The 13,129-nt window shown below is 49.5% G+C and carries 13 protein-coding genes; 8 read left to right on the top strand and 5 right to left on the bottom strand.

The window, feature by feature from the left end:
* Window positions 1-106: 106 nt before the first annotated feature.
* On the bottom strand, window positions 107-988 hold the full coding sequence (locus N7U64_RS13650; RefSeq protein WP_318930186.1) for an NAD(P)-dependent oxidoreductase: 882 nt from the start codon (window positions 986-988) through the stop codon (window positions 107-109).
* On the bottom strand, window positions 985-2,733 hold the full coding sequence (locus N7U64_RS13645) for an ABC transporter ATP-binding protein (RefSeq protein ID WP_318930185.1): 1,749 nt from the start codon (window positions 2,731-2,733) through the stop codon (window positions 985-987). Before N7U64_RS13645 ends, N7U64_RS13650 begins: the two co-directional genes overlap by 4 nt.
* A 130-nt stretch (window positions 2,734-2,863) precedes the next feature.
* Here N7U64_RS13645 and N7U64_RS13640 point away from each other — a divergent pair, with 130 nt between their 5' ends.
* The 4 genes from N7U64_RS13640 to N7U64_RS13625 all read left to right on the top strand — a co-directional run bounded on the left by N7U64_RS13640 (window position 2,864) and on the right by N7U64_RS13625 (window position 7,159).
* Window positions 2,864-3,304 (top strand): YaiI/YqxD family protein, encoded by a 441-nt coding sequence (locus N7U64_RS13640; protein ID WP_318930184.1) that lies wholly within the window; start codon window positions 2,864-2,866, stop codon window positions 3,302-3,304.
* A 78-nt stretch (window positions 3,305-3,382) separates the two neighbouring features.
* Entirely contained in the window at window positions 3,383-5,026 is a 1,644-nt protein-coding gene (locus tag N7U64_RS13635) for a sensor histidine kinase (protein WP_318930182.1), read from the top strand.
* A 21-nt stretch (window positions 5,027-5,047) separates the two neighbouring features.
* Complete coding sequence (locus N7U64_RS13630; protein ID WP_318930181.1) at window positions 5,048-6,802, top strand: EAL domain-containing protein; 1,755 nt, start codon at window positions 5,048-5,050, stop codon at window positions 6,800-6,802.
* Window positions 6,803-6,856: 54 nt separating this feature from the next.
* A complete protein-coding gene (locus N7U64_RS13625; RefSeq protein ID WP_318930178.1) occupies window positions 6,857-7,159 on the top strand; it encodes a hypothetical protein in 303 nt (100 codons plus the stop codon).
* Between the two features lie 310 nt (window positions 7,160-7,469).
* On the opposite strand, the gene N7U64_RS13620 is transcribed toward N7U64_RS13625, so the two are convergent.
* Window positions 7,470-8,441 carry a DUF4003 family protein gene (locus N7U64_RS13620; RefSeq protein ID WP_318930176.1) on the bottom strand — a complete coding sequence of 324 codons (972 nt, stop codon included), beginning with the start codon at window positions 8,439-8,441 and terminating at the stop codon, window positions 7,470-7,472.
* A 54-nt stretch (window positions 8,442-8,495) separates the two neighbouring features.
* Window positions 8,496-9,017 (bottom strand): DUF1836 domain-containing protein, encoded by a 522-nt coding sequence (locus tag N7U64_RS13615; RefSeq protein WP_318930174.1) that lies wholly within the window; start codon window positions 9,015-9,017, stop codon window positions 8,496-8,498.
* Window positions 9,018-9,133: 116 nt separating this feature from the next.
* On the opposite strand from N7U64_RS13615, the gene trhA reads away from it, so the two are divergent.
* The 4 genes from trhA (at window position 9,134) to N7U64_RS13595 (ending at window position 12,673) form a co-directional block, all read left to right on the top strand.
* Window positions 9,134-9,781, top strand: a complete 648-nt coding sequence (gene trhA / locus N7U64_RS13610; protein ID WP_318930172.1) for a PAQR family membrane homeostasis protein TrhA — start codon at window positions 9,134-9,136, stop codon at window positions 9,779-9,781.
* Between the two features lie 131 nt (window positions 9,782-9,912).
* The gene (locus N7U64_RS13605) at window positions 9,913-11,640 is read left to right on the top strand and encodes a M3 family oligoendopeptidase (protein WP_318930171.1); all 1,728 of its coding nucleotides are present in this window, start codon (window positions 9,913-9,915) and stop codon (window positions 11,638-11,640) included.
* A 46-nt stretch (window positions 11,641-11,686) separates the two neighbouring features.
* Window positions 11,687-12,385, top strand: coding sequence for a ribose-5-phosphate isomerase RpiA (gene rpiA, locus N7U64_RS13600; RefSeq protein WP_318930170.1), 699 nt, complete (start codon window positions 11,687-11,689; stop codon window positions 12,383-12,385).
* Between the two features lie 30 nt (window positions 12,386-12,415).
* Window positions 12,416-12,673, top strand: a complete 258-nt coding sequence (locus tag N7U64_RS13595) for a hypothetical protein (protein ID WP_318930168.1) — start codon at window positions 12,416-12,418, stop codon at window positions 12,671-12,673.
* A 41-nt stretch (window positions 12,674-12,714) separates the two neighbouring features.
* On the opposite strand, the gene N7U64_RS13590 is transcribed toward N7U64_RS13595, so the two are convergent.
* Complete coding sequence (locus N7U64_RS13590) at window positions 12,715-13,119, bottom strand: DUF350 domain-containing protein (protein ID WP_318930167.1); 405 nt, start codon at window positions 13,117-13,119, stop codon at window positions 12,715-12,717.
* Between the last annotated feature and the right edge of the window lie 10 nt (window positions 13,120-13,129).

Raw genomic sequence — 13,129 nt, 5'->3', positions numbered from 1 at the left:
GGTGGGAACCACCCGATGAGCTTGGTCAATAACCGTAGCTCGTAAAAGTACGGTCTTCCCAAGAAGCTCCCACTTCAATTTGCGAAGCAAATAAGTGGTGAGTAGTTCACTGCGATGGTGTTTTCTCTTTTAACAGCAGGTAAAGTGCCTGTGTACCGGATTCAGCATGCCCGGAAGCCGCCAGTTCGTCATACAGGTCTTTGACGAGCGCGAGTCCCGGTGTGGCAATCCCCATTTCCCCGGCCCGTTCGAGTGCCAGGTTCATATCCTTGATGAAGTGTTTGACGAAGAACCCCGGTGAATAGTTTTCCGCGATGACACGCGGGATCAGATTTTCGAGTGACCAGCTGCCGGCCGAGCCGCTTTTGATCGTCTCGACGAACTGTGTCGGATCAATCCCGGATTTCGTGACGAACAGCAACATTTCGGCGGTTCCAATCATCGATCCGGCAATCGCAATCTGATTGGCGAGCTTCGCCGATTGACCTTGTCCCGGACCGCCGAACCGGGCGATTGATTTTCCCATGGCCTCGAATAACGGTCGGACGGTGTTGAACGCGTCTTCGTCTCCGCCGGCTAAAATCGCAAGGGTCCCGTTTTTTGCACCGAGATCACCGCCTGTGACGGGGGCGTCGAGTGCCCGCAGACCTTTCTCGTCCGCCTGCTCTGCAATCCGGATCGCAAGCGCCGGACTTGATGTCGTCATATCGATGACGATCGTTCCCGGTTTAGCGGATGCTAGAATCCCATCGTCCGCTAAATAAATCTGTTCGACATCCTGCGGATAACCGACGATCGAGATGACGATATCGGCATCTTGGACGGCTTCCTGAATCGTCTCGACGATGACAGCGCCGTCCTGTTCGAGCGGCAAGCCCTTTTCTTTTGTCCGGTTATAGCCTTTGACGGAAAAACCGGCTTTTAATAAGTTGCGGACCATGCCTTGACCCATGACGCCGAGTCCGATGAAACCAATTGTTTTTGTCATGTATTACTCCCCCTGGACGTTTCGGTTTGACCGATGAATTGTTGCGTTACGAGTTTATTATACAAAACATTTGTCTCGACGAGGGTGTCATGTGTTCCGATGCCGGACACACGTCCTTGTTCAAGAACGACGATTTGATCCGCATGCCGGACCGTTGCGAGACGATGGGCGATGACAAATGTCGTCCGTCCTTCCATCAGCCGTTCAAGCGCTTCCTGGACGACCCGTTCCGACTCCGAGTCAAGGCTCGAGGTCGCTTCGTCGAGCAGTAACAATTCCGGATCACGCAGGAGGGCCCGGGCGATCGCAATCCGTTGCCGTTGACCACCGGACAATTTGACTCCGCGTTCACCGATTTCCGTATCGTATCCGAGTGCGAACGAAGAGATGAATTCATCGGCATTCGCCATTTCAGCGGCATCGCGGATTTGTTGTTCCGTGACCTGTTGCGTCAAGCCGTACAGCAGATTGTCGCGGATCGTTCCGGACAGGACAGGTGAATCCTGTGCGACGTAGCCGATCGCATTCCGCCAGCTCGCGAGCTCGAACTGATCAATCGCATGACGCCCGAGTTCGATCTGACCGTTCGTTGGCAGATAAAACCGTTCGAGCAAGGCGAATAATGTCGACTTCCCGGAACCGCTCGGGCCGACGATTGCCGTTGTTTGACCACGCGGTAACGAGAAAGTGACATCGTGCAACAGTGTCGCTTCGTCGTAGCCGAATGACAAGTGATTAAAATGAACGGCAGCAAACGGACGCTCGACCTGTCGCGTACCGTTCTGTTCCGGCTGTTCTTCGAGCAGTTCGGAGATCCGTTCCGTCGCGCCGCGTGCTTTTTGTAATTTCGAAACGAATTCGGTCATCGTCACGAGCGGCGTCATGATTTGAAACAGATACAACGAGAAGGCGACGAGTTCACCGGCTGTGATCTGATTCGTCGAGACACGGTAGGCACCGAAGCTGATGATGACGATCAGCATCGATGTCAGGGCGACATTGAAGACCGGCAGTAAGATGGCCTGAATCTTTCCTTCCTTCACCCCAAATCCAAACAGATGTTCAATCCGTGTTTTCCCGCGGTCCATTTCATAGGTTTCTGTCGCCTGTGATTTGACGAGACGGACTTCACCAAGCATTTCTGCAAAAAATCCGGACAGACCGGCGAGCTCTTTTTGGGTCTCCCGCGAGATCTGATGCAACTTCCGGACAAGCGGAATGATAATCAATAATGTCAACGGAACAGCGATGACCATGACAAGCGTCATTTGCCAGTCGAGGAAAAATAAAATCGTGATTGCGCCGACAATCGAAACAATCGAGGTCAATAGACGGACGAGTTGCTCCGATAGTAACTGTTGTAACGTCGTCGCATCATTGTTGAGACGCGAGACAAGTTCACCCGACTTCGTTTCGTCATAGAAGGGAATGGGTAAAGCTAGCAGGTGTTTCCATAACATCGTCCGTAAGTTGGCGACGATTCGTTGCCCGGCGACTTGCAACCAGTAAATCGAAAAAGCATTGCTGATCATCTGGACGATGAAGACGGTGACAAAGAGGGCAATCAGACCCGGGGTCACCTGATCGATGGAAAAGTTATCAATCAGGGATTTCAAGAACCAGGGAATCATCAGTGCGGCGAGCGCCTGGATGATCGAAACCGTCACGGCGGCTGACAGCAGTCCGACCGGTGGTTCGCTTTTCTTCAGTAAGGATAAAAATGAGCTAAATGTAGCAGGTTTCAAGTCGGCACATCCTTTCCTTCCTATTGTCGGTTCTAAGACAGTTACGGTCAACTGCGAGGGATTGACTTGACAGTAATTCCGGTCGTCGCGGACACTGAATGAAAGAGAATTGAAAAGGGAGTGGCAGGACATGAAAATATGGATTGATGCGGACGGTTGTCCCGTCGTCGATTTGACGATTCGATTGAGTAAGGGGTACGAAGTGTTTTTAGTGTGCGATACGGCACATCAGTTTAACCGGGAAGGCGCGACGACCATCACGATTGGTCAAGGGGCTGACGCGGTCGACTTTGCCATCGTCAACCGGATGGCGCCGGGAGATATCGTCGTGACCCAGGATTACGGTCTGGCGGCACTTGCGCTTGCCCGCAACGGACGAGCCGTCGATCAAAATGGCCGGATTTTTACGAATGAAAATATAGATTTCCTTCTACATACACGACATGTCGGTCAAGAAATCCGGCGGGCAGGTGGACGGACGAAGGGACCGAAAAAACGGACACGACAAGAAGATGTTGCCTTTGAACAATCGTTTAAGCGCTTATTAGCGGAAACGACTCTTCATTCTTGAGTCAAATGCGCGCCGAAAACTTAAAATCTCATGTTATAATTTGAAACATGAATGCATGTATTGGAAGGAGGAAGCCCATTGAAAAAAATCGTACGATATCGTCCTGAAAAAAAGACGAGACCGTATCGTCTGAAAACCAGTCCATTTCCAGTCAAGGAATTGCAGACGACTGATCGTCAACGGATCGGTCAACTGACACAAGACTTGGCGGAAGTTGAACATAAACTGAAACACCGGAATGAAATCATGGAAGCGTTGGCGACCCAAAACGTGGAGTCTGCCTGTGAGACGTTACTTGTCAAGTTGCTTCAGCTGATCGACCTCGAGGCGGGAGCCATTCTGTTATACCGTCGGGAACAACTGAGTCATCTTGTCACGCAAGGCGTCGAAGACATTGAATTGATTGAAAAGGATTTAGATCAGTATTCCGTGTTGCGCCGTGCTTTTGTCATGCGTAAATCGGTTCAGCTCCCGTTGGCAGATCAGATGTATGAATCCGCGATTCCGGTCCAGTCACCGAGCAATGGCGGTGTCGTCGGTGTCATCTATCTTAAACATCCGTTCGAACAGTTCAACTTGGAGCAGGTCGGAGATATTTTGGATTTATCACGTAAACTCGGTATGACACTGGAACGGCACCTGCTGTTCCATCAAATGGAACATGAAAAAATCAAAACCTACCAATTACTCGATTCGATTCGGGAAGCGGTATTGTATATCGAAAGCAGCGGAGAGCAGATTTATGCCAATCAGGCGTTGTTGAACATGTTTCCACCGAAGCTCGTCAGTCAATCCCAAGGTTTTCGCCATGCGTATGAACGGGCGACTTCTTTATTCGAACATGTCGATCAGCCGGATGCGCTGCATGACTACATCGGTCAATTGATGAACGGCGAGATTCCGGGCGAGACAATTGAACTGTCGGCGTTTCGCGGAAATTTGTTGTTAAGTGCCTACGCGGAACGAATCGCCATCGCCAACGTCGAGTGGGGGATGATGCTTGTCCTGCGTGATGTCACGAAAGAAAAGGAACTCGATTTGAAGCAGTCGGAATTCGTATCGATTGTTTCGCATGAACTCCGAACACCACTTTCGTCCATCATGGGCTTTACGGAACTGTTGATGCGCCGTTCACTCGATGGTCCGCGTCAAAAAAAATACCTTGAGACGATTCATTCCGAGACGGTCCGTCTGGCTGAACTGATCGATGATATTTTAGAAATCCAAAAAGGCGAGGACGTCTCCCAAGGCATCGTCAAAAAACAGCTGGATCTAAAAAAACTGGTTCATGAAATGCGACCGATGTTTGAACTGGCAAGCAGCCAACACCGCATCCGGGTAAGCTTTGACGCGGGAGATTATCATATGACCGCCAGCGAAGAAAAAATGAAACAGCTCTTTACGAACTTGATCATGAATGCCATTAAATATTCGCCGGACGGCGGCACGATTCAAGTACAGGGCCGTATCAAGGGATCGCAGGTCGTCCTGACAATTGAAGACGAAGGAATCGGAATTCCGGAAAAAGCATTGCCGTATGTATTTGATAAATTTTATCGGGCCGATAACTCGGATACGCGGAAAATTGGCGGGACGGGCCTTGGTCTCGCGATTTGCCGGATGATCGTCATGGATCACGGCGGATCGATTGCCGTCCAGTCGGAAGAAGGACGGGGCAGTACGTTTACACTTCAATTTCCGGTCGAACTGACAGGGGACTAAACAGGAAAGGAGGGGCGGAATGTGGATAACTCGCAAATGCGATATGAAGCTTTACACCCGCTTGTCGAAGATATCTTAAATCAGTTAAGTGAGAAAATCGGCGTCAATACACTGTTTTTTGCATTAAATGATTTGAACAGCAATTTTATCGTTAAGGCGATTAATCAAGGGAAAGAACTGATTGAAGAGGGGACGACACACGTCTTTCAACACGTCCTCTGCAAACTCGTCATCGATGAAACGGACGGTAAAATTCAAATCAATGAATTATTGGCGAACCCGATGACAAGTCATCACCCGGTCACACAAACGCTTGGAAACGGGAGTTTTCTCGGTGTGGCGATTAAAAATGCCAACAATGAGAAAATTGGAACCTTATGTGCCTTTGACGATCAACCATACGAATTCAGTGAAACGGATTTAGAATTGATTGAAAGTTACGCCGACATCATCAGTAAATCAATCAGTGTCGAGACATATGTCATCAAAGATGCGTTGACGAATGTCTATAACGAACGTTATATGAACCGCTTGATTTCAAGTGTCTCGAACCAGCCGACCTTTCTGATGGTTCTCAATCTCGATAACTTTCATGCCGTCAATGCGAAGTATGGGTACCGTGTCGGAAATCGAGTCCTTCAGGAAATCGCATCACGGTTGAAATATGTGGCAATTCCGGAACACGTCGTCGGACGGATGGACGGCAATGAGTTCATTATTCTGGCGCCGTTCGAACAGGCCGACATTTCAGACCAGGGCCGGTCGTTTGCCGAATTAATCATCGAAGCGATTGAACAGCCGATCCTGAACCTGGCCGATGAACCGATTCGTCTGACCGCCTCATCCGGTGTCAGTCTGTTGACAGGCGACCATATGAACCGTCAGACACAAGTCTATGCAGCAGAAGCGCTGATGCAACAGGTCAAACTGGACGGCAAAGCAGGCACCTTGTTCGTCGAACAACAGCGTGAGGTCGAACAACATCCGTTCAACCATGTGCTGGAACAGGAATTGGACCAGGCGCTGGAGCGCGGACAGTTTGAATTGTATTATCAGCGGATCTTTAATGCCAAACTGGGACAAACGGTTGCCGTCGAAGCTCTGCTGCGCTGGAATCATCCGGTCCTCGGATTCGTCAGTCCGGCCGACTTCATCCCGATTGCAGAACGGACAGGCAAGTTCGGTCAAATCGGTCATTTTACGATTGCACAGGCGCTTTCGGACAGTGTTCGGTTAGAGACGGAACTCGGACGTCCGGTGACGATTTCAATCAATCTGTCAGCCAGTCAATTTAAGTCGGATGCGATGCTCAACGACCTGCTACAATTTTCAAAGTGTTCATCGTTTAAAAAAGACCGGATTGTCCTTGAAATCCGGGAAGAAGTACTGCAAATCGGAAAACGAAAAGTCATCGAACGATTGGAAAGATTGCGTCGGGCAGGATACCGGTTGAGTGTCGACCACTTCGGCAGTCATTATGCATCGCTCAATTCGCTGCTCCGATTACCGGTGCAATCCGTCAAGCTGGATCCGATTTTTACACGGCGTCTTGTCCAAAATCAGCTGGAGCAGTCGATGGTCCAGTCCGTTTACTCGTTGACTCAGGCTCTTGGAATCGCGCTTGTCATCCAGGAAGTTGAAACAAGCGCTCAATTCCAACAGATCCTTGCAGTGGGAAATCCGCTTTATGTACAGGGACATTACATGCATCATCCGCAACCGGTCGCGAACTTGATTGCTGATTTTTCAAAGACGATTCACACCCAGGATGTTTAACCGGCTCATGTAAGGGAATACTCTAATCATTATGAATTTGAGGGGGACATTACGATGGCAGAGCAACATGAAAAAGAAACGGATCCGATTACATCGGGGAATCGTATGACGAACGACGAGATCGCAGGTCGTGATCAATCCGATACGGGAGCACAAAACGATTCGGATTCAACATCAGAGCACCACGAAAAAGAATCAGCATCGAATTCTGACAATCAAGACAAGAAGTCAGCAGATTCGGAATCAACAGATCAACTGGATTCTGAACCATCGTCTGACGAAGCACCAGATTTGTCCCACGAAGCAGATGAAGACGGTGATGTTACACCGTCCGATGCAGACGATCAACAAAAATAATCGGGCGTACACGCCGGTTTTTATACGGGGCTGACTTAAAAGTCAGATTCTACAAAGAAAAGGGTGGCAGAATTGGAATCTGCCACCCTTTTCGCGTTAAAAAAGAAACACTCTTTTCACGCGACTCCTACAGGAAAAGCGCAATTTTGCGCTGTCAGAGACAGACAAGACCCGCTTTCCTGCCTGATTCAGGCGGGGAAACTGGCTTGTGTCTCGCCTGAGGATAGCGCGTGAAAAAATGAGTGTTTCTTTTTTGAGTCAACCCCTTTTTTAGAAATCCAGTACGCGAACAGATACCCGATGGAAGAAGTTAATCACCTCCGCCGCCCCCATCTCCACCGTCAAACCCTCCGTCCGCCATTCCGCCGTCGGTCGCATGTGACGTATCCGTCAAGTCGACTGGAAACAAGAAAATAGGAATGAAATCGGTCGAGCTTGTCCAGTCAGACGGACTATACGGCGCAAACAGTTGATGTAATGTCGGATGATCGGCAAGGTACAGCCGGACGGCAGTCAGGAATACTAGATCCTTCCGGTATTTAAAGTGTGGGTTTCGGCGCAAGCATTCCGTTAACTGGTTAAGCGCGTTTTGATGCGTTTCCGGTTGACCGAGTAAGGCGAGTAATGCATGAAACGATAACGGAATCCCCTGTTTACGGTAAAGATTACGGGAACGGACGAGCTGATCCAGGTAAAGGGGATGATCCGCGTCTGGTAATAACGCAAACAGCAGTGACGTGACATATGTCTGCTGTGACCGGCCAAACCGCTTTTTCAACATGCTGTACAAAGATTCAATCTGCTCATGAATATCCGTGAGTTCTCCCCGGCGGAGACTGTTCAAAAACAGGAACGAGATGAGCAGGGGGGTGACGATGAAGCGGTGGGAGGTTTTGCAAAGGCGGTATAACGAAACGGTCCGTTCAAGCTGAACATCCGTTGTTTCCAGGCGGCTGATCAATAGAGCAGTGGAATAGGCATTCAGCGGATGGACAAGCCGATGCGTTGCAAAGAAACTGTAGATTGACATCATCGGGGCAATCCGTTCCGTCGGTTCCGCATCATACGCGTGAATTTTTGAAGCGAGCAACAAAGCTTGTGTCTGATGCGAGTGGAGATGGTCCTCCAAAAATTGAGCCGTTTTCTCCAACGCGGGAAAAGGTGTGGAATGGCGTCCGACGGCAGCATCAAAAGCAAGCTCGATGATAATGCCATCCTGGTAACTGACGAAATAATGTCCTGTTTCATCCAATCGTTCCAAAAAACGTTGTCCGATATCCATCCCGCGCACCTCATCCTTTTCCCCTATTTTACCATGAACGTTAATAAAAGTTGCTTACTTTTCTAGCCCGTCAATCAGACGCTCCGCTGCGCGACGGTACAAGTTACTCATATGGGCGAGCGACAGAATCAGTTGCAACTGTTCGAGATGATCCAAGTCATCCGTCGGCGGTTGCTGCTCCTCGAAGGCGGTTAAGTTGGCTGCCGTCGTGTCCAAATAAGACTGATAAAAATTTTCTAAATCAATCGTATGTTCGGTCACACCGGTATTCAAGTCCGTCAAAATCGTTTTGATGTCATTGATTGAAAACGTTCCTTTCAGTTGATAAATCAGGCTGATCAGGATCAAATGATTTTTTGTATACTTTTTGTTTGTGACCGGGAAAAACAGTTTTTTCTTGGCATAATTGTTAATCATCGTTTTCGTTAAGATGGTTTCGCCTTCCGTCCGCGTCGTCTCCTGAAAGGTCCGTTCGAACAACTGGATGACCTGATCCATGTAGAGGTCGATGTTCGGGATATCCGTTAATTCCAACTGGCGGTCGAACGATGGTATCGGTTGATCTGGCTGTGTCATGAAAATACCTCCAAAAAAAAAATAGTGCGGAATGGCTTCCTATTTTTCTAGTGTATGATAGAATGTTCATATAACGCCATGTAGTATTAAAAACTACATAACAACGGAGGGGAATTATGAAAACGTATATGAGAGAACCCATCAATGGTCTGACACATCTGGGCGGAGCTGTTTTGGCTTTCGTCGGACTGCTCGCACTGGTCATCAAAGCAGCACTGGAGCGGGGAGCCGGACTAGCGATTGTCGCGGCAATTATCTTTGGTGTCAGCATGATTGCCTTATATGCTGTCTCGGCGACGTATCATATGGTACTGGCCAGTGACCGAGCGATTGCGACGTGGAGACGTCTCGATCATTCGATGATTTATCTGCTGATTGCCGGGTCCTACGCCCCGTTTTGCCTGATCAGTCTGAACGGACCGACCGGTTGGGTCCTATTCAGCATCGTCATGCTGATTGCTGTCTTTGGGATCACCTTTAAGCTCGTCTGGTTCAACAGTCCGCGCTGGTTGTCAACGACGCTTTACATCGGAATGGGCTGGATCATGGTCTTTGCGATTACACCGCTCGCAGCAGTCCTGTCGCCGGTCGGAATCGGTCTATTGTTCCTCGGTGGGATATTCTACACGATCGGCGGTATCATCTATGGATTAAAGCCGCGTGCTCTTTCGTTCAAGCACCTTGGTTTTCACGAGATTTTCCATTTGTTCGTCCTGCTCGGCAGCTTAGCACATTTCCTTTGTGTCTATTTCTTCGTCATTTGATGAGTCCATCCACACATCCTTTCGTCAGCGGAAGGATGTTTTTTTGTTAGCAAAGTATTTCATTGGCAGGTCTCCCGGGAAGGGAAGCCGAAGGAAACGAAAGGACAGGATTAATTAAAGGAGGAAAAGTGATGTCGATTACGCAATCCCGCTGGCAGCTCGAAAAACTGTATTCGACTGAGGACGTGAAACAGACGATTGACAGGTTACGACAGGAACTGGATCAGCTTCAAACCGGCCAACCTCCGGTGTCTTTTTATTTGACGCATCTTGAGCGAATCAAATGCCACGTTGAAGAACTGAGTGATTTTGTGTATTGCCTGTACGCGGAAGATGTTTCGCGTCATGAAGTGGGAAGGCTGCTTGAGCAGACAGAGATATTGCAGGCGAGTCTCCGGGTGGGTGAAACGGACTTTGAGGAACGATTGCGGAAACTGTCCGCTGCAGAATGGGAAACGCTACAAGCGGACACGCCGTCTTATTATCTGACAGAACGCCGTGCCATCATGGAACGGCGTCTACCGGCTGAGCAGGAACAAATGATTCAAGCACTGGCAATCGACGGTTTTTCCGGATGGGAACAGTTGTATGAACAGCGTTTGACCGGTTTACGGATTCCGCTTGATGAAGAAGAGGTCACAATCGGACACGCCCTGCATCAGGTTTTTCATGGGGCAACACGCAATGACCGGCAAGCGGCAGCGACAGCTTTCGCAAAGACGTGTGCTGCTGAACGAGAAGACTTTGCGATGATTTTGAACCGGATAGCCGGTTTTCGATTGCAAGTTTACACAAAACGCGGATGGGAGGATCCGTTAACGGAACTGTGTGAACAAAACCGGATGCAACGGACGACAATTGAAGCGATGCTTGCGGCGATTGATCAAAATCGTCCGCTGTTCCAGTCCTATTACGAACGGAAATTGCGTCTGGCACATGTCACGGAACCGGCATGGCATGATTTAGAGGCGAATACCTTTACCTCGCACGGTCATGTTTCCTATGGCGAGGCGCAATCGATCATTCTGCATCAATTTGACCGGTTGCATCCGCGGTTGGCAAACTTTACGAGAACCGTGTTTGAAAAAGGCTGGATCGATGCGGAAAACCGGCCATCTAAAGCAGAAGGCGGTTTCTGTGCCTCGTTCCCGGCCGCTAAAGAGAGCCGGATCTTCATGACGTACCGCGAAGCGTATCCGGATGTCGTCACGCTTGCCCATGAACTGGGTCATGCGTATCACAATGCACTGTTGCACGAGTTGCCGTTTCTTGATCAGATAAAAGGGACGAGCAGTGCAGAGACGGCTTCGACATTCATGGAAAACCTGGTCCTTGACGCCGTCATCGAACAATCGGCGGGCGAAGAAAAACTGGCGATGCTTGAAATCAAAATCAGCGAAGGATTAAAATACGTCGCAACCATTCCGAACATGTTCCGGTTTGAACAATGTTTTTATTCGGAGCGACGGCAGGGACCGGTTTCAAGCGACCGGATTACTGAACTGATGCGGGAGGAGGATGCCCGCTTTTACGGCGGTGTACTGGCGGAACCGGATCCATATAAATGGATTTTTGTAGGTCATTTCTATGATACGGAAAAGCCGTTCTACAATATTCCCTACACGGTCGGTTATTTGCTGAGCAATCACTTGTATACGGCGGTCAAGCAATCAAATGAGGCGTTCACCGGACAGTTCGAACCGTTGTTGCGCGCGTCGGGACAGGCGACAATTGAAGAACTGATTGAACAGTATATGAACGGTGAGCCGGATTCCGTTGATTTTTGGCAACAGGCACTGGAACCGCTCCTATCGGCGATTGACATGTACTTACAAAAGACGGCCGGACTCGTCGATTGAATTCCTGAGCAATCGGGAATAGGGTAGTAACGAAGGAGTGGTGCGGATGTATGAACAGGAGAAGGCGATGCTGGCAGAAGCCGCCATCAAGCATGTCAAAAACGGGATGATTATCGGTCTCGGCACAGGTTCGACGACCCGGAGCTTCATTGATGTCCTCGGCAAGTGGGTCGAGGCAGGCGGACAGGTCCAAGGAGTGGCGACGTCAGACGAGACGGCGGCACAAGCCGAACGGTTGAACATTCCGCTTCTCTCACTTAAAGAGGCGACCCGGATTGACTTGACCGTCGACGGAATCGATCAAATCGATCCGCAGTTCCGCGTTTTGAAAGGTGGCGGTGGCGCCTTGTTTCGGGAAAAGGTCGTCGCGCTGATGAGCCGGGAAGTGCTCTACTTAGCGGACGCTTCGAAGTTCGTTCATCACCTGACCGGCCCCTTACCGGTCGAAATCGATCGGTTTGCGAAACCGTATGTTGAACGTTTTTTACAGGACAAGCATGTCGACGCGACATTGCGGGAACAGGACGGGAAACCGTTTATCACGGACGGCGGACATCTGATTTTGGATGTGGATCTCAAACGGGTTCAGGACTTGCATCATTTTGCGAAGGAACTGAAAAGTTTGACCGGTGTCCTCGAAACCGGTTATTTCGAACGGCAGCCGGATCATGTCCTGACGGTCGAGCAGGGACAGGTCAGACGGCTTGCGCATCCTGAGTTACGGGATGGAGGCGGACTTGTCTGAGTATGTTTTTAGAGAAAGAAGGGAAAACCGATGCGTTTGCGAAAACGATATGTATTCGGAGCAAGTGTTTTGGCGGGAGCCGGACTTCTGTTACTAAAAAACAAGGACAAACGAAATGTGGATCCGTTAAAAGAGTATCTGACACACTTGGACCAGGACTCAAGTCCTGATGCCGACAAAGATCCGGATGAAGTCGGATTGACGAAACTTGATTCGATTTACCGGGCGGAGTGGCAGGCAAACGGCTATCCGCGTTCGCAAAAAGAACTGGAAGATCTGGAAAAATGAAAAGCGCCGACAATCCACATCCGGATTGTTGGCGCTTTTTTTCAGTATGTAAGGGAACCGGCGATGATCAGACCAATTGAAATCGACAGAAACAGCAGTAATAAACCGACAGCTTCGTTATTAGCATCAATTTCTTTTGTCATGCTGATCCGCGGAATGATCAAGTCTGCCAAATAAAACAGGACGATTTGGAAGACGATGGCGAGTGCGCCCCATAATACCATGTCGAAAATGCTGACCGAGTTCGTGATACTCGAGTAGAGAACGATCGCAAGACCGAGAATCCGTCCGCCGAATGCGTAGACGGCCGCTTTTTTCCCTTGACGAATCAGCTCCATCTCTTTTGATTTCGTTGTTACTTCAAACAGAACAACCCCGATTGCAAGCAAAAGTGTGGCGACGCCGATATACGCAAGGGTCGAGACAAACAGTTCACTGAAGTCCATCGTATTTCCT

The organism is Exiguobacterium sp. K1, assembly GCF_033721435.1.
GTDB lineage: Bacteria > Bacillota > Bacilli > Exiguobacteriales > Exiguobacteriaceae > Exiguobacterium_A > Exiguobacterium_A artemiae.
This window is presented reverse-complemented; position numbering and strand designations above follow the sequence as displayed.

Coding starts and splice junctions, on each gene's coding strand:
- N7U64_RS13650 (WP_318930186.1), bottom strand. CDS start 988: ATGACAAAAACAATTGGTTTCATCGGACTCGGCGTCATGGGTCAAGGC.
- N7U64_RS13605 (WP_318930171.1), top strand. CDS start 9,913: ATGTCGATTACGCAATCCCGCTGGCAGCTCGAAAAACTGTATTCGACT.
- N7U64_RS13590 (WP_318930167.1), bottom strand. CDS start 13,119: ATGGACTTCAGTGAACTGTTTGTCTCGACCCTTGCGTATATCGGCGTC.
- N7U64_RS13595 (WP_318930168.1), top strand. CDS start 12,416: ATGCGTTTGCGAAAACGATATGTATTCGGAGCAAGTGTTTTGGCGGGA.
- N7U64_RS13615 (WP_318930174.1), bottom strand. CDS start 9,017: ATGACACAGCCAGATCAACCGATACCATCGTTCGACCGCCAGTTGGAA.
- rpiA (WP_318930170.1), top strand. CDS start 11,687: ATGTATGAACAGGAGAAGGCGATGCTGGCAGAAGCCGCCATCAAGCAT.
- N7U64_RS13620 (WP_318930176.1), bottom strand. CDS start 8,441: ATGGATATCGGACAACGTTTTTTGGAACGATTGGATGAAACAGGACAT.
- trhA (WP_318930172.1), top strand. CDS start 9,134: ATGAAAACGTATATGAGAGAACCCATCAATGGTCTGACACATCTGGGC.
- N7U64_RS13640 (WP_318930184.1), top strand. CDS start 2,864: ATGAAAATATGGATTGATGCGGACGGTTGTCCCGTCGTCGATTTGACG.
- N7U64_RS13625 (WP_318930178.1), top strand. CDS start 6,857: ATGGCAGAGCAACATGAAAAAGAAACGGATCCGATTACATCGGGGAAT.